Below are 18,677 nucleotides of genomic sequence, written 5' to 3'. Positions count from 1 at the left end.
TGACGGTCGGGGCCTGGCGTCGAATTTCTGCAATTACAAGTGTCGCCACCATTTGTCCCCTTCACGCGCGTGAGCCTCTCGGCTATCGTCCGCCCCGCCGGGTAAGGGGCCGAGTCGAGCCCTGCGGGCGCATGGGGGAGTAGCGGCTGTGGCTTTTCAAGCGGATTTTCTGCGTGACGGTATCGGGCTGCGCTCCGGCGGGCTCAAGATACTTCTGGTTGAAGATTCCCGCATGTTTTCCGCGGTGCTCTGTCACCGGTTCCAGACGGAACTCGGTCTTGCCGTCAAACCCTGCTCCTCGCTGAAGGCGCTGCGCCGGGAACTCGCCGAGGACGGTCACGGCTACACCATGGCCGTCGTCGATCTCAACCTGCCGGATTCTCCCTACGGCGAGGCGCTCGACTGCACGATCGAGCACGATATCCCGGCGATCGTCTTCACCGCGACATTCGATCTCAATACGCGCAACCGGATCATGGAGCGCAATGTCATCGACTACGTGCTGAAGGACAATGAATTCGCGCTCGACAATCTGGTCGCGACCGTCCGCCGCGCGATCTCCAACCGCAAGACGCGGGTGCTCGTCGTCGACGATGTCGTTTCGGCCCGCCAGGTGCTCGTCGACCTCCTGAAGGCACAGCAATATCTCGTCGTCGAGGCGAATTCCGGGCTCGAGGCCCTGGCGGCGCTCGAAGCCTACAGCGATATAGAACTCGTCGTCACCGACCACCATATGCCCGATATGAGCGGCTACGAGCTGACGCGGCGCATTCGCCATCGCTTCGGTTCGGACAGGCTGCGCGTTATCGGCGTTTCCTCCTCCAACGACCGCATGCTTTCGGCGAGTTTCCTCAAGGCCGGCGCCAGCGATTTCGTCTACCGGCCGTTCGTCGCCGAGGAGCTGCAGTGCCGCATCGCCAACAATGCCGAGACGCTGGCGCAGATGCGCCAACTGAGAGCGGCGGCGGCCTGCGACTATCTCACAGGCCTCTTTAACCGCCGCTATTTCTACGACAACGGCCCGAAGCTGGTGAACGAGTGCCTGCGGTTGAAAGCGCCGAGTTCGGTTGCTATTCTCGATATCGACCATTTCAAGCGGCTGAACGACACCTATGGCCACGAAATCGGCGACAAGGTGCTGAAGGCTGTCGCAAACAGGCTGTTCACGATCTTCGACGGCAGCGACAATCTTCTGTCGCGCCTCGGCGGCGAGGAATTCGCCATCCTCTTCCCGCAGATGGATTCGGCTGCCGCCACCAAGCTCTGCGACGAGATCCGCTCGGATATTTCGCGGCTGAAGGTCACGGCCGACGACGAGGAACTCGGCGTCACCATCTCGATCGGCATCGCCGAGATCGGCGGTTACGAGACCTTCGAGAACTATCTCAACGCCGCCGACCAGTTCCTCTACATGGCCAAACACCGCGGCCGCAACCAGGTCTATTCCGACGCCAAGATGACGGAAGAGGCGGCGCAGTAGAGCGTCGTGTGGGTTGACTCAAAGGTTCTTCGGAATTCGAAACGTCTCCGAAAAATTCATTCTACTGAAAATCACTTCCATCCCGCTATATATGTGCACTATGAGATATCATCATGTCCGCTATGGAGAACTCATCGCATGAAGCACGTATCGATCATTGTGCGCGCGGAGTGGGATGAAGAGGCCGCTGTCTGGGTTGCCAGCAGCAACGATATCGAAGGCTTGGCTGTTGAGGCCGACACCCTTGAAGCCCTTGAGCCCAAAGTCGTCGCGGCGATCACCGATCTTTTGGAATTGAACGGATTTACATCAGACCTGCCGGAAATTCCGATCCACATCATGGCCGAACAGCTCGTTCGCATCCCTAATCCGACTTATTGACCGCATGGGCGGCTATATCAGGGAACTCAAAGAGTTGTTACTGAAAGCCGGCTGCGCGTACGTGCGGCCGGGAAAAGGCGATCATGAAATCTGGTTCAGTCCGATTTCAAATCGCCATTTCACCGTTGATCATGGCGTCAAGTCGCGACACACCGCCAACGAGACGCTGAAACAAGCGGGACTTCCAAAAGCGTTCTGATTCTCGCGCCCGCCGTCGCCGCTCATATGGCGGCGACTGCTTCTTTGGTCTCAAGCCGCAACCGGCTGCCTTGCGGTCGCCATGGTCATCTTGCGCTCGGCGCGCTCCTGCTGTGGCGAGCGGTGGTAGAGTTCGCGATAACACTTGGAGAAGTGCGAGGCCGAGACGAAGCCGCAGGCGACGGCGACTTCGACGACGGGCATGGAGGACTGCACCAGCAGGTGGCGGGCGCGGTCGAGGCGGATTTCGAGATAGTAGCGCGCCGGCGAGCGGCCCATTTCCTGTCGGAACAGCCGCTCGATCTGGCGGCGGGAGAGGCCGGCGCCGTCGGCGATTTCGATCAGCGACAGCGGCTCGGCGAGATTGCCTTCCATCAGCTCGATGATCGACAGCACCTTGGCGTTCTGCACGCCAAGGCGGGCGCGCAGCGGCAGGCGCTGGCGATCATGCGGATTGCGCACGCGATCGGTCAGGTGCTGTTCGCAGATGCGGTTGACGAGGCTTTCGCCGAAATCCTCGCCGATGAGGTTCAGCATCATGTCGAGCGAAGCGGTGCCGCCGGCGCAGGTGTAGAGATTGCCGTCGATCTCGTAGAGGTCGGCATAGACCTCGGCCTGCGGAAAGGCTTCAGAAAAGCCCGGCAGGTTCTCCCAGTGGATGGCGCAGCGCTTGCCGTTCAGGAGACCTGCTTGCGCCAGCACATGCGCGCCCGTACAGAGGCTGCCGACGGCGACGCCGCGATTGTAGCATTCGCGCAGCCAGGCATTGACCGACTTGTTGTTGAACTCTTCGATATCGATGCCGGAACAGACGAGCACCATGCCCGGCCGGTTTTCACCACCGAGATGGCGGCGCTCCTCGGCGAGCGAGGAATTCGCCTCGATGCCGATGCCGCAGGAAGAATAGACCTTGTCCCCGTCGACGGAGGCGAGCCGCCAAGTATAGGCCTGGTAGCCGAGCATGCGGTTGGCAATGCGCAAGGTATCCACGGCGGCCGAAAAGGGCAGCATGGTGAATTGCGGTACCATAAAGAAGACCAGTGAACGCTTCTTGATCTGCATCCTGTTCATAGCGAAATCCATGCTCGAGGAACGATGACATATTCGTCGCGCGGAATGCGTCGCGCGGATGTCCTGAAAGCGACACTGGCATGGATAAATGCGGCCGGGAAGAGCAAATATGCGACATTGACCGCGATTTGACTGGTCAAGCCGTCATCAGGCCGGGGGCAGGGTGGAGAACAGGTCTACGGGCGAGTGAAATTCATGGTCGAAAACGGTGGGGAATTGGACATTCCGGAGACGAAAAAGGCGGCGTTGCACGAGGCAGGCGCCGCCCTATCTTGGGAGGAATGTCGCATTCATCACATGGTCCGGTGTTTGGTGTCGTCCGTGCTCGGCCAACCGATGTCCTTGCGAATATCGAAGGGCATGGCTTCGATTTCGCGGGCGGTCCGCCAGCGGTTCCAGGCGAGCACGAGCTTGCGGGCATAATGTGCCAGATCGAAGCGGCTTTCGCTGGAGGTAAGGGTCTTGCCACTACCCCGATAGGTGAGCGTGGTCATTTTCCGGTTCCTTTCTTGGGTCCGGACACGGTTGCCGTTGAAGCAGTTCGTCCATGTCCATGTTCCTAATATGGGCTCAGAGAATTCATCATTCAAACGAATAGAGTTTATGGATAACATCAATAGGATTGAATGATCGCGATGCGCCGGCCGGCCGCCGGTGACAGCTTTGCAGTGTAGAACCAAAACCATTCGCGATTTTAGATCCAAAATACCGCGCCGCAATCTCGAAGGTTTGCGACTTTATGGATCGACGCAGAACAGTCGTGAAGCGCTAGTCAAAAGTAGCGAATTGTTGACGGCCGTAGCTGAAGTTAAATGCAGCGTGGATGTCGCTTTCAACTACGCGTCCGCGCGACAGGGCCGGGAGCTTATCAGGCGGAAAGAAACCAACTTCACTCGTTTCCAGGCCCGCCTGCGGAGCCGTCTCACCTCGGCGTTCGCAAAGGAAAAACAGTTTGTAAAAGTCCCTCGCATCCGGATCGTATGGTTGCTTTGCCTTGTGTCGGAGATACTGTAAAGATGGGTGGCGGATACCGTCAGACCCGCTTCTTCGCGAGTTTCCTTGATCACGTTTTCAGAGGCTGATCGTCCTATATCCGCAAAACCTCCCGGCAACGTCCAAAGTCCATCGCTCTTCTCCTGCACCAGCAAAATCTTGCCGTCTTCGATCAAGGCACCACGGACATCGACCTTTGGCGTTGCGTAGCCCTTCGCAAAATCAGATACGAGGCCTTTGATGCGGATAATCGGCACATTGGCGAGGTCCGCTAGCATGGCTTGCGCGATGTCAGCGACTTCTTGGTATCGCTCGCGATCAAACTCGTCCTTGCAAAAGTGGAGCCCGGTCGAGGCGATAGCCTGCAAACGTTTCGCACGAGATAGCCATTGATTTTCCACCATCAATCCTCCGCCAGCGTCTGATTTTAGAAAGGTCTCTCCGCAAAATTAAGGCGAGAGAATCCGCGTTCATGCGTCGGCGGAAATCTTCGAGCGTCACGCTCGCCCGCTTCTACCGTACTACTGACGTTGGCTTGCTCCTCACCGTCGGTAACACTGCCAAAGAGGCGGTCGGGTTCTTCATACTTTATGCAAACCAAGAGCCAGCGTCAGATCATTGATGATCCCAAGCCGCGCTTCAATCACTGCAATTTTCTCGGGCGTGTCGGCACAAGAAGCTTCAATGTCGATAACAATTGCTCGCATCCCCCTGGGCTAACCGTGCCGAACATTTGGCCGGATTGGTCACTTATGTTTCGCCAGCTGTGTCGCACTTGCGGCGGCAAAACGACCACGGTTCCTGGCGGCGCATCGAACTCCTCGTCGCCACATTGAAAACGATAGAGCCCATGGATTACGCGAAAGACTTCGGTTTCGCGCGTGTGAGTGTGTGGGGCCGGTCCCTGACCCGGCGGGGTGAAGGTTTCCAACATGCCGAATGCGCCTCCGGTCTCGGCGGCCGTGGCGTCGATCACGATCTTTGCACCAAAAGGCGTTTTTGCTATGCGCTCTCTGCCTGGCAAAGAAACAACTGCATTCCGGAAAGTCGACATGGGGATGCCTCCTCGTCAACGGCAATCTACGTAGTATATCTCTCTCGGCAATACCTTCAGTTGCAGAATCTGCTGAGGGAAATTCCTTCTATTGCCCGCTGCAGTCATGGCAATACCTTAAATGGTTGGCGAACCATGCGGCCACCCGCATCGTCTATGTCGCGGCCGCTGCTGTCCGCCATCTCCCGTGAACGGGGGGGAAGGCAGCCTGCCGCATCGAGCTTGCCATGAGCCGCAAATCTCGACGGCGGGTATGGCGTCGCCGCTTCCAGCTACGCATGACGAGACGTCTTGGAACCAACTTCGCTCCTCATCGTTGCGGCTTGGTAACTGCGAGTGACGCAAAGGAGGAAACCATGATTTCCGCAGATCAGATCCGCGAACATATGGAAGTGCGGGCTGCCGACGGCGCACGTGTCGGGACGGTCGATCATCTCGACGGACCCACCCGCATCCAGCTGACGAAGACCGACTCGGAGGACGGCAAGCATCACCTGATCCCGCTCGACTGGGTCGATCACGTCGACGCTCACGTTCACCTGTCGAAGAACGCCAGGGATGTCCGCAGCCAGTGGGCCACCATCAACTGACGAGCGGTCGGCTGCGGCGTTGGCCGCAGCCGCCTCGCCGTACGGTGTCCAGGGCAGGGTGATCAGGAAGCGGGAGAGGTGAAAGCATCCTCGTTCCGGTCAGAAGGAGAAACGATATGCCAGCCAAGTCCAAAGCTCAGCAGAAGGCCGCAGGAGCTGCGCTCTCGGCCAAGCGCGGCGAGACGCCCAAGAGTGAGCTCAAGGGCGCTTCGAAGCAGATGGTCGAATCCATGAGCGAAAAGCAGCTCGAGGAATTCGCATCGACCAAGAGAAAGGGCAAGCCCGAGCACGTCTCGAAATAGTGCGGGTGCGATCACGCCGCCGCGCTCAGCCGGTCGTTGAATGCATCGCGAAATGGGCGATCTCTTGCGCCTCGGAAACAGCGGCGAGGATCGCGCGGGCGGATGCGTCTGGATCTTTTGCCAGCCAGCGCAATTCGTACGTGGCCCCGATGCGGTCATCTTCGGTCGGTCCCCACGCGACGAATACTGCGCTGCATTGAAGAGGTGCCAGCACGTTCGACAGGTCGGGAATGTCGGAGCGCGAGCCGTAGACGACGAGCGTCGCCTTCCGTTCGCAGCGCAGCCATGTATCCAGGCGCTTCATCGGCGACAGGACGATGAAGGCAACCACGGTTGCCACCGTCCCGATCACGATCTGTCCGCCGCCGAAGCAGAGGCCGACGATCGTCATGAACCACAGGGTCGCCGCCGTCGTGACGCCTGTCATCATGTCGCCGCGCCTCAGGATCGCGCCGCCGCCGATGAAGCCGACGCCGGTCAGCACGCCGAGCGGGAAGCGCAGCACGTCCATCTGCGAGAAGAAGCCGGGCGTCTTTCCGTAGACCGACAGAAGGAGGTTTGCCTGGATCATCGCCAGACAGGCGGCCAGCGCCACCAGGATGGTGGTCCTGAAACCCGCGGAGTGGCCGCCGCGTTCGCGGTCGAGGCCGATCAGGCCGCCGGCGACGACGGTCAGTGCGATCCGCGCGGCGATAGCCCACCAGCTCGGCTCCAGCGGCATGACATCCGTCAGGAACGAAGACATGTTTCGCCCCCGACCGCGCTGCCGCTCTTTCGCTGCTGGCCGGGCATTCCATCCTCCTGCGCTACGGTGCATCTGGAGGATATAAACGCCATGTGGGCGAGGACGTTCCCGGAGCCGGAAGCCGCGGGCCGTACCCCCGTCAAAACTGCTCCCGATGTGGCAAGATTGGCGGTTCGTCCGCACCCGGTGTATGTAGGATTCCAAACTTGGGCAATCGCCCGCCTGGAATAAGCGTGTAGCGTCTGACATGGAGTTGAAGATTGGCTGTTGCCTTCACCAAGGAAGAGAGTTTCGAAACCGCTTCGGAAACCCTGCTGCCCGACCGGCCGGTTTCGCCGCATCCGAACCTCGTCACGGAGGCAGGGCTGAAGGCCCTGGAGCTGCAGTTCCGCGAGGCGCGCGAGGCCTATGACGTAGCGAATATCATCGAAGACGTGAACGAACGGCGCCGGCAGACGGCCACCCCCTTGCGCGACCTGCGCTACTTCGCGGCAAGGCTGCGCACCGCCCAGCTCATGCCGGAGCCTGCGTCGGCCGATGCCGTCGCCTTCGGCAACACGGTGACCTTCCGCCGCGACGACGGCCGCGTGCAGACCTATCGGATCGTCGGGGAGGACGAAGCCGATCCCAAGGCCGGATCGATTTCCTACGTTTCCCCGGTGGCGCGATTGCTGATGGGCAAGGCTGTCGGCGACGTGGTGGAGACAGGCGGCCAGGAGCTGGAGATCATCGCTATCGCGTAGGACGCAATAGCCGGCACGGCTTGCCGAAAAGAGGTAGAAGCCGTCTGGTCATCTGCGTTTTTGCGTGATGCATCAGAGGCGACGCTTGGCCACCGTGACGACTTCGCGCGTCAGGTCCGCCAGGCGGTCGGCGGCGAGGCGGTTTATCTGCCAGTAGAGGGGCACGTCGAGCGGCGTGTCGGGCACCAATTCGACCAGCCGTCCGGATGCGAGATGCTCGCGGGTCAGTTGGATCGGGTTCATTCCCCAGCACATGCCCGAAAGGCTCGCCTCGACGAAGCTTTGCGGCGACGGCAGCCAGTGGGTGGGATAATCGAGATCGCGTCCGAACGTCCTGCGTATCCAGTCGCTCTGCAGCCTGTCCTTCTGATTGAAGGTCAAGGCCGGGGCGTTGCGGATCGCCTCTGGCGTCACGCCCTGCGGAAAGTGGCGTGCGACGAATTCGGGGGCTGCCGTGGCGTGGTAGCGCAGGACCCCGAGCGCGAAGCGCCGGCATCCCCGGATCGGCTTTTCCAGGCTGGTGACGGCCGCGATCACCCGCCCGCGCTGTAGCCATTCGGCGGTATGATCCTGGTCGTCGACCGCGACGTTCAGGAGATAGGAGGAGCTCTTGGCGAAATTCGACATGGCCTCCACGAACCATGTCCCGAGGCTGTCGGCGTTGGTTGCGATCTGGAGCGTCACCCTCTGGCGCGGCTCGTCGGGATCGATGAGGGCCGGCAGCTGCCCGAAGAGTTCGGCTTCGAGCATGCCGACATTCTCCATATGACGGCAGAGCCATTCTCCCTTTTCCGTTGCCGTGCAAGGCGTGCCTCTGACGATGAGGACGACGCCAAGACGCTCTTCGAGCTGCTTCACGCGCTGCGAAACGGCGGAAGGGGTTACGGCCAGGATAGCCGCGGCTCTTTCGAAGCTGCCCGTCTGGACGATGGCTGCGACGGCGCGAAGGGCGGAATAATCAAGCATGGATTAGGTTCGCTTAATTGAGATAAGCTGGATTAATTAGACTAATTCATGCCGTCGCGATACCGCACCTCTCAGGGAATTGAGGAGCGTTTGCCGAAGAGATGAGTTTTTCGATCTATGTCACGGGCCTGATGATGGGCCTCAGCCTGATTGTCGCGATCGGCGCGCAGAATGCTTTCATCCTTCGCCAAGGCCTGCGCAACGAGCACGTCTTCATGGTCTGCCTGGCCTGTGCGCTCTCCGATGCCGCACTGATCCTGCTCGGCGTGACCAGCCTCCAGCAGATCGCCAGGCTGCTGCCCTGGCTCGATCCTGTTATGCGTTATGGAGGAGCGGCGTTTCTGGCCTGGTACGGAGCCAAGAGCCTCTATTCCGCCTTGCGGTCGTCCGCCACCCTGGCGGCTTCGGAAGCCAAGACGACGAGCTTTCGGCAGACGCTTGCGACGTGCCTCGCGCTCACCTGGCTCAATCCGCATGTCTATCTCGATACGGTCGTATTGCTCGGCACGATTTCGACGCGCTATCCCGGACAGCAGGCCTCCTTTGCGGCAGGGGCAATGACCGGATCCTTCCTGTTCTTCTTTGCCCTTGGGTATGGCGCAACGCGGCTGCGGCCGATCTTCTCGAGGCCTTCGTCCTGGCGCATGCTGGAGACGCTGGTGGCCTTCACCATGTGGATCATCGCGTTCAAGCTGCTGGGCGGGATGTGAGAGGAGAAGTATTCTCGCGTCGATGAAGGTATTTCCAATCTGCCGCGCCCATGCGCGGCCGACGATCTTTCGCCTGAGAGCCAGAGCCTCTGGACATCAACGCTATGCCGCGCTGACATCGGCCAACAGATGCGGCGGAAAGCGCTTTATCTGGCGCAGAGCTTCTTCGTAATTGGCATATCTGCGCCGGCGTGACTTGAATGCGGAAAGTGCTTGTATGATATTCCAGATGTTTGCTTGTAACATGTCTGGCCTCCTTTGCTGCTTCAGCGTCCGACACTGAAAATATGGCGGCCGATTGACATTCAATCAAACAAAATGATATGCGGTTATAAATCAGAAAAATTGAAAGATGCGACGATGAGCTTACCATTTCGCCGTCCCATTCCTTTGCTTGACAACGATGTGCTGCGCACCTTCGTCGCCATCGCCGAGACAGGCAATTTTTCCACCGCCGCCGAAGCGGTCTTCCGCACGCCGTCGGCGGTTTCCATGCAAATCAAGAAGCTCGAGGAGCAACTCGGCGCGACGCTGTTTTTGCGTGATGCCCGCTCCGTGACGCTGACGCGCCATGGCGAGATGCTGCTCTCCTATGCCCGCAACATTCTGGCGCTGTCCAACGAGGCGGTGTCGCGCTTCATCATGCCTGAGCTGACCGGTGTCGTCCGGCTCGGCGCGCCGGAGGATATCGGCGAGCGGCTGCTGCCGAGGATCCTGAAGAGTTTTGCCGAGAGCTATCCCGGCATCATGGTCGATGTGACGATCGACATGAGCATGGGGCTGAAGAAGCGCATGGAGGAGCAGCGGCTCGACCTGGCTCTGATCAACTGTGCGACGCGGCCGTTCCCGACGGGCGGCGAGGTGGTGTTCCGCGAGCGGCTGGTCTGGGCCGGTGCTAAGTGCGGTTCGGCGCATCGCCGCGACCCCTTGCCGATCTCGATCTGGGAGGATGGCTGCATCTGGCGCCAGGAGGCGCTCTCCCAACTCGAACGCAACAAGCGGCCTTATCGCGTCGCCTATCTCAGCGGCCACACGATGGCGCAGCGCGCCGCCGTGCTCTCCGATCTTGCCATCGCGCCGCTGCCGCTCTCCTATGTCAACGAGGACATGGCGATCCTCGGCCCGCAGGAAGGGCTGCCGGAGCTCGGCGCCTTCGATATCCGCCTTTTGACCGCCTCGCAGATGTCGGGGCCGATCGAGACGGTGGCCGACAGCATTCGTGGCGCCTTTGCCGAGAGAGCGAAGGCTGTCGCCGCCTGAGGACACCTTTCAGGCGTGAACCTTTTATTCCCTTGCGCGTTATGGACGCGGACGGCATGAACTGCCGTTCGGGGTTGATTTCAAACAAGGATATTCGAAATGACGACAACGGCCAAAATTGCCGCAGCCTTCACGATCCGCGGCGTGGGAAAGGATACGGCGAACGCCGTCAACGCTACCCAGGATGCCGGCCGCTCGGTGGGCCACGCTGCTAGGAAGTGATCCGGTGGCAGGTTCGGCGGGACCGCGCTGGATCGTTGCCGGATCATTCTTGGCTGGGGCCGGACCACTCTAACGAGTGGCCGGGCCGGATCGTCCTAGCGGACGACCGGGGGATATGCCCTTTCGAGGCCGCCGGATCGGCTGAGGCCGGTCCGGAAGGCTTGGTATGCGGGATGCTGGCCGGAGCGGGCGGTTTCCATCAGCCGGATCTGCAGCCGGTCCGGCGCCTCGGTCCCGAGCCACAGTCCGAGATTTTCAAGTTTCAGCGAGTTCAGGAAACGCGATTCCGCAGCAAGGTCGAGATGGCGGCGCAGGCCGTCGAGCAGATTGTCGTCCTGGGCGGCGTTCTCCATGAGCAGCGTCAGAAACGATTTGTCGGCGTCGGACAGCGCGGCAAGCTTTTCCGCGACGGTGTCGCGGTCGGGAAAGGGAGTATTGCCAGTCATCTCGAATCGTCCGGTCGTTGATCGTGTCCTCTCGTTATAAGCTCGCCTTCACCTTCTCGGCTACATCGGCCGGCACCCATTTCGTCCACAGGCTCTCATAGTTGCGCAGGAAATAGACCGCGGCATCCGCATTGCTTTCGCGGTTTTCGTCCTGCCAGGCGAGCACCTGGTTGATGGTCTCGTTGTCCCATTTGCGGGTCCTGAGATAGGCGGTGACGGGGCCGGCGCGGCTGGCGAAAGACCTTGTCATCAGCGTGAAGGCGCGCGAGACCGGGTAGGAGTTGACGGCCGGCCTGATGCAGCCGACAACCGCGGTGCAGCGATCCCATTCGGCCTTGTCGTGGCTAACGCCGAAGCTCAGCCGGGTCATGTCGTATTTGCCGAGGATGGCGGTCGGCGCCCAGTAATAGCCGAGCCAGCCGACCTTGTTGTCGAAGGCGCGGGCGATCGACGCGTCGAGCCCTTTCGCGCTGCCGGTGTCGACCAGTTCGAAGCCGTTTCTTTCGCCCCCGAGCGCGTTGAACAGGTTGGCGGTGGAAATCCGGCAGCTCCAGTCGGGTGGGCAATTGTAGACGGCGCCCTTCGACGGGTCGTCTTCGGCGGGGAAGAGCTCTGGATGTCTCAGCGCATCCTCGACGGAGCGAATGTCGGGATTGGCGTCGGCGATGAATTTCGGGATCCACCAGCCCTCGATGGCACCATCGGCCAGGATCTCGGCGCCCTCTTCCAGCCGGCCGGTTTTGACGGCCTGATCGAGCAGGGCCCTGACGGAATTGATCCAGTATTCCGAGGCGATGTCGGGGATGCCTTTCTCGTTCATCGAGGCAAAGGTCGGAAGCGTGTCGCCATCGACGATGGTGACGGAGCAGCCATAGCCCTTTTCCAGGATGATCTTGTCGAAGTTCGCCGCAATGCCGGCCGAGGCCCATTTCATCTCGGCGATCGAAACCTCGCCGCAGTCGGCGGCTTCGGCCGGCGCGGCGACAGTCAAAAAAGCCGCGGCAAAGACGGCCGAAATCAGAATCGTCTTCATCGTCATTCCCCGAATTTTTCTTCTTGGATCGGACGTGCAGCCGGGTCTTGAAATCCGTTATTCCCTGCGGTGCCGGCAGTCCGTCACAAGCCATGTTCAAGCATGGCGCATTTTCTCAGGAGCCTACGCGTTCGTTTGCAGAAATCAACTGTCTTCTGCTCACGGTTTAGTATCTAAATTATTGAATTCGAATAATTTATGACGCCACGTCGGCCAATGCGGCGGCGGGTGAGAATGCACGTTCCTCGCGATCGACAGCGGGCCTTCGGCAGAAAATTTGCCGGGAACGGCAAAAAAAGTCAAAATTAATATTTGCGTAAGGCTTCAATAACTCTCCGGTAAGAATGTGCCGTTATCAGTGGGGTCGCAGCGGGAACGACCGTTGCTTCTCTGGTTCAGGTAGTGCGTACCGGAGAAAGCGAGCTTCGCCGTGTAGAGGGTGAAGACGCCTGAGTTTTCGGCAAACCGCGCAGAGCCATGGCCATGCGCGGTTTTCGCGTTTTCAGCCGGGGGCTGAGGCAAGCCTTGACCCGGGATCACAGCCCATTGTAGGCCTCGCCTGAACGAAGGACGGATACGGGCTGCCAATGGCAAGAGCGATCATGCTGCAGGGAACCGGCTCGGATGTCGGCAAGACGGTGCTGGTCGCCGGCCTCTGCCGGCTGGCGGCCAATCGCGGGCTCATCGTTCGTCCGTTCAAGCCGCAGAACATGTCGAACAATGCGGCGGTCGCCGATGACGGCGGCGAGATCGGCCGGGCGCAATGGCTACAGTCGCTGGCCGCCCGCGCGCCGTCCTCGGTGCACATGAACCCGGTGCTGTTGAAGCCGCAATCGGAAAACGGCAGCCAGATCGTCGTGCAGGGCAGGGTATTCGGCCAGGCGAAGGGGCGGGACTATCAGCGGCTGAAGCCGCAACTGCTTGGCGCGGTGCTCGAGAGCTTCGAAAACGTGGCCACGGGCGCCGATCTCGTTATCGTCGAGGGCGCGGGATCGCCGGCCGAGATCAATCTGAGATCTGGCGATATCGCCAATATGGGCTTTGCGACGCGGGCCGGTGTGCCCGTCGTGCTGGTCGGCGATATCGACCGAGGCGGCGTCATCGCTTCGCTCGTCGGCACGCATGCGATCCTCGACGAGGGCGACCGGGCGATGATTTCGGGCTATCTCATCAACAAATTCCGCGGCGACGTCTCGCTGTTTGACGATGGCATCCGCGCCATCGAAGGCTTCACCGGCTGGCCGTGTTTCGGCGTCGTGCCGTGGCTATCCGCGGCTGCGCGCCTGCCGGCGGAAGATTCGGTGGTGCTCGAACGGCTGGCGAAGGGCGGGGCCGGCGCGCTGAAGGTCGCCGTGCCGGTGCTGGCGCGCATCGCCAATTTCGACGATCTTGATCCGCTGAGGGCCGAGCCGGATGTCGAACTGGTCTTCGTGCGATCAGGCGAACGATTGCCCGCTGACGCGGGCCTCGTCGTCCTTCCCGGCTCGAAATCGACGATATCGGATCTCGCCGACTTCAGGGCCCAAGGCTGGGACCGGGATCTCCAGGCACATATCGGGCGGGGCGGCCGGGTCATCGGCATCTGCGGCGGCTATCAGATGCTCGGTCGAACAGTACGCGATCCGCTCGGCATCGAGGGCGGGACGCTTGAGACGCCGGGGCTTTCGCTTCTCGACGTCGAGACCGAGATGGCGCCGGAGAAGACCGTGCGCAACAGCCAAGCCCGCTCGACCGAATACGACGTACCGCTTGCCGGCTACCAGATCCATCTCGGCATCACCCGCGGCCCGGATTGCCACAGGCCTTCGGCAATCATCGACGGCGCGCCCGACGGGGCGATGTCGGCTGACGGCCGAATCATGGGTACCTATCTGCACGGCCTCTTCGGCAGCGACGCCTATCGCGCCCGGCTGCTTCAAAGCTTCGGCCTATCGGGCGAGCAGAGGAATTACCGCGAGAGCGTCGACCGGGCGCTCGATGAGATCGCGAGCGATCTGGAGAGATATCTCGATTCGCACTGGCTTGGTGAGCTGATCGGCTAGGTTGGGTGTGTTCTGGGCTGTCTTTGCGGCTGACTCGATGACGGAGCACCATCAGCTTCGTCGGATATTTCTTGCTCCGGTCAAGAGAGGGGCAAGGCGCCGCCACATATCCCTTCTCCCCAGCGGGGAGAAGATGCCGGCAGGCAGATGGAGGGGTGAGCGGCAGAGCCGCGAATGCGCTGAGCGCGAGCGAAGGGCAATGAATGGTGTGCCGTGCCGCCCCCTCATCCGCCCTACGAGCACCTTCTCCCCGAGGGGAGAAGAGGGAGCCAAGCCGGGCCTCCATCGTTCCACAGGACCGCGTCTCCGTCCGCTCTTGCCAAATTAGTTGACTGAGTCCATTAATTGCGGCGACCGACTTAGCGGAGGGCGATGAAAACGATGGGTGTGCTGGATCGATTTTCACTGGCGGGTCAGGTGGCGCTCATCACCGGCGGCGGCCGTGGTCTGGGTTTTGAGATGGCACGCGCCCTGGCCGAGGCCGGCGCGCATGTCGTCGTTACCGGACGCACGGCGGCGACACTGGACGACGCGGTCAGGACCATCCGGGCTGCGGGCGGGACGGCCGGGGCCGCCGCGTTCGACATCGCCGACCGCGAGGCCCAGCGTGCTGTGATGGCCGATATCGACAAGAACCATGGCCGTCTCGATATCCTGATCAACAATGTCGGCGTCCGCGACAGGCGGCCGCTGGCCGAATTCGACGATGATGCCATCATAGAACTGCTGCGCACCGATCTGGCCGCGGCGATGACGCTTTCGCGGGATGCGGCCGTGCTGATGAAACGGCGCCATCATGGGCGCCTGATCGCGGTGACCTCGATCAGCGGCCATGTCGCAATGCCCGGCGACTGCGTCTATCCGGCAGCCAAGCAGGGCCTGACCGGCCTGATGCGCGGCATGGCGGTCGAATTCGGCCCGCATGGCATCACCAGCAACGCGATTGCGCCGGGCTGGTTCGCCACCGAGACGAACGCGGCGATGGCTGCAAATGAGGAGTTGATGCCTTTTGTGCGCCAGCGCATTCCGGTTCAGCGCTGGGGACGGCCTGACGAGATTGCCGGCGCGGCGCTGTTTCTCGCAAGCCCCGCCGCCTCTTTTGTCAACGGCCACGTGCTGACCGTCGACGGTGGAATGACCGTCAGGATGTGAGAGAAGATGCCGCAGGCGTCGTGCCTGCGCTGCGGTTGTCGTGGCCATGATCGATGGCTAGAAACATCTGCCTGACTCGACTATTGGTTGATTTGGCAATGCCCCGGTTGGTTATCGCCGTCCATTTGCCCGATTTCCGACCATAAATTGCGTCGGTCATGTGGAGGTTCTAAAATTAACAATCATATTCAGTGGCTTATAGAGCAGGGGCTCACCAGCGAGCATATTGGTGACCTCGTCGCCGGCCTCTGCGACAGGCTGATTGCCGACGGCATTCCAATCTGGCGGGCCAGCATCACCATGCCATCCCTTCATCCCATGTATCGCGGCATCTCGGCCAATTTCGTGCGCGGTGGTGCGACCGTTCTCGAAAATGCGGCGCACGGCAGCGTGGAAGAGCGCAACTTCGAGAAAACACCGATATTTTACCTGTTGAGCCGCGGCGAGAGAACAGGGCGCTGGATATTGGCTAAGGGTGAGGGGCTAGACTATCCGCAGCTTGCGGAATTTGCGCTGGCCGGCGGCACGGACCACCTTGTCAGTCTTTGCGAATTTCCGAACGAGCTCGCGTTGCGTGGGCTCGGTTTCTCCCTGACCAGCGACGCGCCGGGCGGATTTTCCGATGATCAGCTGGCGATCGTCAAAGCGCTTGTCCCGGCGCTGGGACTGGCGGCTTACCGCGTGGCGGTATCGAAAACCGCCACCGAAATCCTTGCTGTTTACACCGGCGCCAGGACCAGCGCGCGCATCCTGGCCGGGGAGACCCAGAGGGGGACGGGCGGTTCCATCAACGCTGCGATCCTACTTGCCGATCTCCGAAATTTCACCGCCCTGACCGAGGTCTATCAGCCCGGCGAGATCGTCGAGTTTCTGAACGAACATTTCGAGCTGATCGACCGGCACGTCGAGGAAAATTCCGGCGAGATCCTGAAGTTCATGGGCGACAGCGTGCTTGCGATCTTTCCGACCGACGCGGACGACCCGCAAAAGGCCTGCATGGCGGCGTTGGCTTCGGCGAAGAACCTGCTGAAGGCAACCGAAGAGCTCAATCGCGAGCGGACGGGCAATGGCGGCCCCAATATCGGCGTCGACGTCGTCCTGCATCTCGGCGAGGTTTTCTATGGGAATGTCGGCGCTCGCGGCAGGCTCGATTTCACGGTGATCGGCAGGGCCGTCAACGAGGCCTCGCGGCTTGAAAAGCTTTGCGGCACGCTCGAACAGCCGCTTCTGATGTCGGAGAGCTTCGCGACGACCTGTGCGGTGCCGTGCCAATATCTCGGATCGTTCGAGCTGCGCGGCGTTTCGAAGAGGGCCGAGGTTTTTAGGCTCGCCGACGCTGCTGAATAGTTCAAGTTCTCCAAGAAGAGGCACGCCGCCGGAGGCCGCTGCGGTTCAGATCTCGCCTGATACCTCGCGGCGGCGGCGGTCGAGTTCTTCGCTGTAGCGGCGCAGCGTATAGCTTTCGCTGAGCTGGCCGATCACCTTGCGCTCGATCAGGTTGTTGACGACGGCGAGCGCTTCGCTTTCGGACTTGTCGAAGATCGCCGCCGCCTGCCTGGCGTTCATCTGCGGCTGCAGGAAATCGTTGCGGTAGCGGATGAAATCGGCAAGCACCTTGCCTTCGTCCTGGGCGTCGGTCGGATTGGCGTAGATCTCCGGCACAAGCACGAGGCCGGCATATTTGTCGCTCTCCTCGACGAGGATGACGCGCTGGGTCGAGCCGATTGGGAAGGCCTTTTTGAACTCCTCCAGAGAGATACCCGCTTTGGCCGTTTTCACGTCGGCGCGCATCAGCTTGTCCACCGTCAGGTTGCGGATCCAGCCGACATCGTGGGCGCTGCGGATGCTTTCGCCGCGCAGGTGAAAGCGCCACGTGGCGAAGGAATAGCCGAAGGTCGAGCGCACGACGAGCGAGGAGGTGATGACGGCAGCGAGCACGAGCGCGGTGATCGGGAAATCGCCGGTGATTTCGAGCGCCAGGAAGGTCATCGTCAGCGGCCCGCCGATGACGGCGACGGCAAGCGAGCTCATGCCGACCACGGCATAGATGACAGGCGTCAGAGTCGCATCGGCGAAATAGGGCCCGCAATAGGCGAAGAGCTTGCCGAGCAGGGCGCCCATGAACAGCGAGGCGAAGAACAAGCCGCCCCTGAAGCCGGAGCCGATCGAGATTGCCGAGGCAAGCGATTTCAACAGGAAGAGGCCGATCAGCACCGGGATCGCCACGTCTCGCGACAGATTGAGATGCAGGGCGCCATGGCCGGCCGAGAGCACCTGCGGCGAGATCATCGCGAGCAGCCCGACGATGATGCCGCCGAGCGCCGGGCGAAAGGGCGGGGCGATCGAACTCTTGCGCGCCAGCTCCTCGATGAAGGCGACGCCCTGCATGAGGAGGATGCCGACGCCGGCCGAGACCGCGCCGAGCAGCAGCGCCGGTATATAATCCGCCGGCACGACCGCGCCGAAGCTGCCGATATCGATGGTGAAGTCGCCCTCGGCGAGCAGCCTTGCGATGAGCGTGGAAACGAGGGCGGAGACGACGACCGGGGTCAGCGACACGATCGTATAGGTCCCGATGATCAGCTCGAAGGCGTAGAAGGCGCCCGTGAGCGGCGCGTTGAAGGCGGCGGCGATGGCGCCCGCAGCCCCGCAGCCGACGAGGATGCGCAGGTCGGAGCGACGCAGCTGCAGCTTCAGGCCGAATTTAGAGGCGATCCCGGCGGCAAGCTGGGTATAGCCAGCTTCCAGGCCGACGGAGGCGCCGAAGCCGTTGGAGATCAGGTTCTGCATAGCGACGATGATGCTGTCGGTCAGGGACAGGCGGCCGCCATGCAGCGCATTGGCTTCGATCGGGTCGACCATCGGCTTCTTGCGCCGTTTCGCCATCACGAAGAGCAGAAGCCCGAGCAGGACGCCGTCCATCACGGGGGCGATGAGCAGCAGCAGCTTGTCGTCGATCACTGACGCGCTCAGCCTTTCGCTGTCTGAAATGCCGAAGATCATCTGGTGCAATTCGCTTGAGACGAAACTCATGCCGGTGACGGCAAGCCCCGAGGCGATGCCGACGACGGCGCCCGCCATGGAAAGGCCGACCTCGCTGCGGCGGGTCAGCACGCGCAGCCGTCCCGGATCGAAGAAAACACGCAGCGCGCGGAAACGGCGCCGATCCAATTTCATAAGCATGGCTAGACAACTAGGCTGGGAGAGGCCCGGTCAAGGGCGAAGGTGCAGTCCGCATGCGACGCAATTGCGGCGAAAAACCGGCGCGCGGGATAAATATTTGTGACGT

The 18,677-nt window shown here is 61.2% G+C and carries 21 protein-coding genes and 1 pseudogene; 12 read left to right on the top strand and 10 right to left on the bottom strand.

Translation table 11 applies throughout. The features are described from left to right. Positions 1 to 148 precede the first annotated feature (148 nt). From EFD55_RS24240 to EFD55_RS24230, 3 genes are all read left to right on the top strand, one after another. A complete protein-coding gene (locus EFD55_RS24240; RefSeq protein WP_125848179.1) occupies positions 149 to 1,480 on the top strand; it encodes a diguanylate cyclase in 1,332 nt (443 codons plus the stop codon). Positions 1,481 to 1,618: 138 nt separating this feature from the next. Continuing rightward, complete coding sequence (locus EFD55_RS24235) at positions 1,619 to 1,861, top strand: DUF1902 domain-containing protein (RefSeq protein WP_125848177.1); 243 nt, start codon at positions 1,619 to 1,621, stop codon at positions 1,859 to 1,861. A 4-nt stretch (positions 1,862 to 1,865) separates the two neighbouring features. Continuing rightward, positions 1,866 to 2,060, top strand: a complete 195-nt coding sequence (locus EFD55_RS24230; RefSeq protein WP_125848175.1) for a type II toxin-antitoxin system HicA family toxin — start codon at positions 1,866 to 1,868, stop codon at positions 2,058 to 2,060. A 50-nt stretch (positions 2,061 to 2,110) separates the two neighbouring features. On the opposite strand, the gene EFD55_RS24225 is transcribed toward EFD55_RS24230, so the two are convergent. From EFD55_RS24225 to EFD55_RS24210, 4 genes and pseudogenes are all read right to left on the bottom strand, one after another. After that, on the bottom strand, positions 2,111 to 3,130 hold the full coding sequence (locus tag EFD55_RS24225; RefSeq protein WP_125848173.1) for a GlxA family transcriptional regulator: 1,020 nt from the start codon (positions 3,128 to 3,130) through the stop codon (positions 2,111 to 2,113). 293 nt (positions 3,131 to 3,423) lie between these two features. Further along, positions 3,424 to 3,624 carry a hypothetical protein gene (locus EFD55_RS24220; RefSeq protein ID WP_125848172.1) on the bottom strand — a complete coding sequence of 67 codons (201 nt, stop codon included), beginning with the start codon at positions 3,622 to 3,624 and terminating at the stop codon, positions 3,424 to 3,426. Positions 3,625 to 3,966: 342 nt separating this feature from the next. Then, on the bottom strand, positions 3,967 to 4,527 hold the full coding sequence (locus tag EFD55_RS24215; RefSeq protein ID WP_245438534.1) for an NUDIX hydrolase: 561 nt from the start codon (positions 4,525 to 4,527) through the stop codon (positions 3,967 to 3,969). Positions 4,528 to 4,704: 177 nt separating this feature from the next. Further along, a pseudogene (locus EFD55_RS24210) lies at positions 4,705 to 5,177 on the bottom strand (cupin domain-containing protein). Positions 5,178 to 5,533: 356 nt separating this feature from the next. Between EFD55_RS24210 and EFD55_RS24205 the strand changes: the two are divergent. Next, the gene (locus EFD55_RS24205; RefSeq protein WP_125848170.1) at positions 5,534 to 5,767 is read left to right on the top strand and encodes a DUF2171 domain-containing protein; all 234 of its coding nucleotides are present in this window, start codon (positions 5,534 to 5,536) and stop codon (positions 5,765 to 5,767) included. Between the two features lie 116 nt (positions 5,768 to 5,883). Further along, positions 5,884 to 6,069 (top strand): DUF3008 family protein, encoded by a 186-nt coding sequence (locus tag EFD55_RS24200; protein WP_028756545.1) that lies wholly within the window; start codon positions 5,884 to 5,886, stop codon positions 6,067 to 6,069. Between the two features lie 25 nt (positions 6,070 to 6,094). Here the strand turns inward: EFD55_RS24200 and EFD55_RS24195 are convergent, their stop codons facing one another. Next, positions 6,095 to 6,814 carry an MgtC/SapB family protein gene (locus tag EFD55_RS24195; protein ID WP_125848168.1) on the bottom strand — a complete coding sequence of 240 codons (720 nt, stop codon included), beginning with the start codon at positions 6,812 to 6,814 and terminating at the stop codon, positions 6,095 to 6,097. A 260-nt stretch (positions 6,815 to 7,074) separates the two neighbouring features. Here EFD55_RS24195 and greA point away from each other — a divergent pair, with 260 nt between their 5' ends. Then, positions 7,075 to 7,557 carry a transcription elongation factor GreA gene (gene greA / locus EFD55_RS24190; RefSeq protein ID WP_125848166.1) on the top strand — a complete coding sequence of 161 codons (483 nt, stop codon included), beginning with the start codon at positions 7,075 to 7,077 and terminating at the stop codon, positions 7,555 to 7,557. A 72-nt stretch (positions 7,558 to 7,629) separates the two neighbouring features. Here the strand turns inward: greA and EFD55_RS24185 are convergent, their stop codons facing one another. After that, entirely contained in the window at positions 7,630 to 8,523 is an 894-nt protein-coding gene (locus EFD55_RS24185; protein WP_125848164.1) for a LysR family transcriptional regulator ArgP, read from the bottom strand. 101 nt (positions 8,524 to 8,624) lie between these two features. On the opposite strand from EFD55_RS24185, the gene EFD55_RS24180 reads away from it, so the two are divergent. Beyond that, positions 8,625 to 9,233 carry a LysE/ArgO family amino acid transporter gene (locus EFD55_RS24180; RefSeq protein ID WP_125848162.1) on the top strand — a complete coding sequence of 203 codons (609 nt, stop codon included), beginning with the start codon at positions 8,625 to 8,627 and terminating at the stop codon, positions 9,231 to 9,233. 102 nt (positions 9,234 to 9,335) lie between these two features. Here EFD55_RS24180 and EFD55_RS33280 read toward each other — a convergent pair whose 3' ends face one another. Then, positions 9,336 to 9,479, bottom strand: coding sequence for a hypothetical protein (locus EFD55_RS33280; RefSeq protein ID WP_164737591.1), 144 nt, complete (start codon positions 9,477 to 9,479; stop codon positions 9,336 to 9,338). Positions 9,480 to 9,551: 72 nt separating this feature from the next. Here EFD55_RS33280 and EFD55_RS24175 point away from each other — a divergent pair, with 72 nt between their 5' ends. Next, positions 9,552 to 10,493, top strand: coding sequence for a LysR family transcriptional regulator (locus EFD55_RS24175; RefSeq protein ID WP_183736835.1), 942 nt, complete (start codon positions 9,552 to 9,554; stop codon positions 10,491 to 10,493). 99 nt (positions 10,494 to 10,592) lie between these two features. Beyond that, positions 10,593 to 10,715, top strand: a complete 123-nt coding sequence (locus tag EFD55_RS24170) for an entericidin domain-containing protein (RefSeq protein WP_125848158.1) — start codon at positions 10,593 to 10,595, stop codon at positions 10,713 to 10,715. Positions 10,716 to 10,810: 95 nt separating this feature from the next. Here EFD55_RS24170 and EFD55_RS24165 read toward each other — a convergent pair whose 3' ends face one another. Together EFD55_RS24165 and EFD55_RS24160 are read right to left on the bottom strand one after the other, a co-directional pair. Continuing rightward, positions 10,811 to 11,161, bottom strand: a complete 351-nt coding sequence (locus tag EFD55_RS24165) for a hypothetical protein (RefSeq protein WP_125848156.1) — start codon at positions 11,159 to 11,161, stop codon at positions 10,811 to 10,813. Positions 11,162 to 11,195: 34 nt separating this feature from the next. After that, a complete protein-coding gene (locus EFD55_RS24160) occupies positions 11,196 to 12,200 on the bottom strand; it encodes a glycine betaine ABC transporter substrate-binding protein (protein ID WP_183736837.1) in 1,005 nt (334 codons plus the stop codon). A 581-nt stretch (positions 12,201 to 12,781) separates the two neighbouring features. On the opposite strand from EFD55_RS24160, the gene EFD55_RS24155 reads away from it, so the two are divergent. The 3 genes from EFD55_RS24155 (at position 12,782) to EFD55_RS24145 (ending at position 16,735) form a co-directional block, all read left to right on the top strand. Next, the gene (locus tag EFD55_RS24155; protein WP_125848152.1) at positions 12,782 to 14,236 is read left to right on the top strand and encodes a cobyric acid synthase; all 1,455 of its coding nucleotides are present in this window, start codon (positions 12,782 to 12,784) and stop codon (positions 14,234 to 14,236) included. Positions 14,237 to 14,617: 381 nt separating this feature from the next. Then, complete coding sequence (locus EFD55_RS24150) at positions 14,618 to 15,388, top strand: SDR family oxidoreductase (RefSeq protein ID WP_125848278.1); 771 nt, start codon at positions 14,618 to 14,620, stop codon at positions 15,386 to 15,388. A gap of 258 nt (positions 15,389 to 15,646) precedes the next feature. Next, positions 15,647 to 16,735, top strand: coding sequence for an adenylate/guanylate cyclase domain-containing protein (locus tag EFD55_RS24145; RefSeq protein WP_125848276.1), 1,089 nt, complete (start codon positions 15,647 to 15,649; stop codon positions 16,733 to 16,735). Positions 16,736 to 16,780: 45 nt separating this feature from the next. Here EFD55_RS24145 and EFD55_RS24140 read toward each other — a convergent pair whose 3' ends face one another. Further along, positions 16,781 to 18,571 carry a chloride channel protein gene (locus EFD55_RS24140; protein ID WP_125848150.1) on the bottom strand — a complete coding sequence of 597 codons (1,791 nt, stop codon included), beginning with the start codon at positions 18,569 to 18,571 and terminating at the stop codon, positions 16,781 to 16,783. Positions 18,572 to 18,677 lie beyond the last annotated feature (106 nt).

Origin of the sequence: Rhizobium pisi (assembly GCF_003938655.1) — a bacterium.
GTDB lineage: Bacteria > Pseudomonadota > Alphaproteobacteria > Rhizobiales > Rhizobiaceae > Rhizobium > Rhizobium pisi.
This window is presented reverse-complemented; position numbering and strand designations above follow the sequence as displayed.

Bases quoted from the DNA above. Each gene is read 5' to 3' on its own strand.
- EFD55_RS24235 (WP_125848177.1), top strand. From the start codon at position 1,619: ATGAAGCACGTATCGATCATTGTGCGCGCGGAGTGGGATGAAGAGGCC.
- EFD55_RS24230 (WP_125848175.1), top strand. From the start codon at position 1,866: ATGGGCGGCTATATCAGGGAACTCAAAGAGTTGTTACTGAAAGCCGGC.
- EFD55_RS24225 (WP_125848173.1), bottom strand. From the start codon at position 3,130: ATGAACAGGATGCAGATCAAGAAGCGTTCACTGGTCTTCTTTATGGTA.
- EFD55_RS24220 (WP_125848172.1), bottom strand. From the start codon at position 3,624: ATGACCACGCTCACCTATCGGGGTAGTGGCAAGACCCTTACCTCCAGC.
- EFD55_RS24215 (WP_245438534.1), bottom strand. From the start codon at position 4,527: ATGGTGGAAAATCAATGGCTATCTCGTGCGAAACGTTTGCAGGCTATC.
- EFD55_RS24205 (WP_125848170.1), top strand. From the start codon at position 5,534: ATGATTTCCGCAGATCAGATCCGCGAACATATGGAAGTGCGGGCTGCC.
- EFD55_RS24200 (WP_028756545.1), top strand. From the start codon at position 5,884: ATGCCAGCCAAGTCCAAAGCTCAGCAGAAGGCCGCAGGAGCTGCGCTC.
- EFD55_RS24195 (WP_125848168.1), bottom strand. From the start codon at position 6,814: ATGTCTTCGTTCCTGACGGATGTCATGCCGCTGGAGCCGAGCTGGTGG.
- EFD55_RS24185 (WP_125848164.1), bottom strand. From the start codon at position 8,523: ATGCTTGATTATTCCGCCCTTCGCGCCGTCGCAGCCATCGTCCAGACG.
- EFD55_RS24180 (WP_125848162.1), top strand. From the start codon at position 8,625: ATGAGTTTTTCGATCTATGTCACGGGCCTGATGATGGGCCTCAGCCTG.
- EFD55_RS33280 (WP_164737591.1), bottom strand. From the start codon at position 9,479: ATGTTACAAGCAAACATCTGGAATATCATACAAGCACTTTCCGCATTC.
- EFD55_RS24175 (WP_183736835.1), top strand. From the start codon at position 9,552: ATGATATGCGGTTATAAATCAGAAAAATTGAAAGATGCGACGATGAGC.
- EFD55_RS24170 (WP_125848158.1), top strand. From the start codon at position 10,593: ATGACGACAACGGCCAAAATTGCCGCAGCCTTCACGATCCGCGGCGTG.
- EFD55_RS24165 (WP_125848156.1), bottom strand. From the start codon at position 11,161: ATGACTGGCAATACTCCCTTTCCCGACCGCGACACCGTCGCGGAAAAG.
- EFD55_RS24160 (WP_183736837.1), bottom strand. From the start codon at position 12,200: ATGACGATGAAGACGATTCTGATTTCGGCCGTCTTTGCCGCGGCTTTT.
- EFD55_RS24155 (WP_125848152.1), top strand. From the start codon at position 12,782: ATGGCAAGAGCGATCATGCTGCAGGGAACCGGCTCGGATGTCGGCAAG.
- EFD55_RS24150 (WP_125848278.1), top strand. From the start codon at position 14,618: ATGGGTGTGCTGGATCGATTTTCACTGGCGGGTCAGGTGGCGCTCATC.
- EFD55_RS24140 (WP_125848150.1), bottom strand. From the start codon at position 18,571: ATGCTTATGAAATTGGATCGGCGCCGTTTCCGCGCGCTGCGTGTTTTC.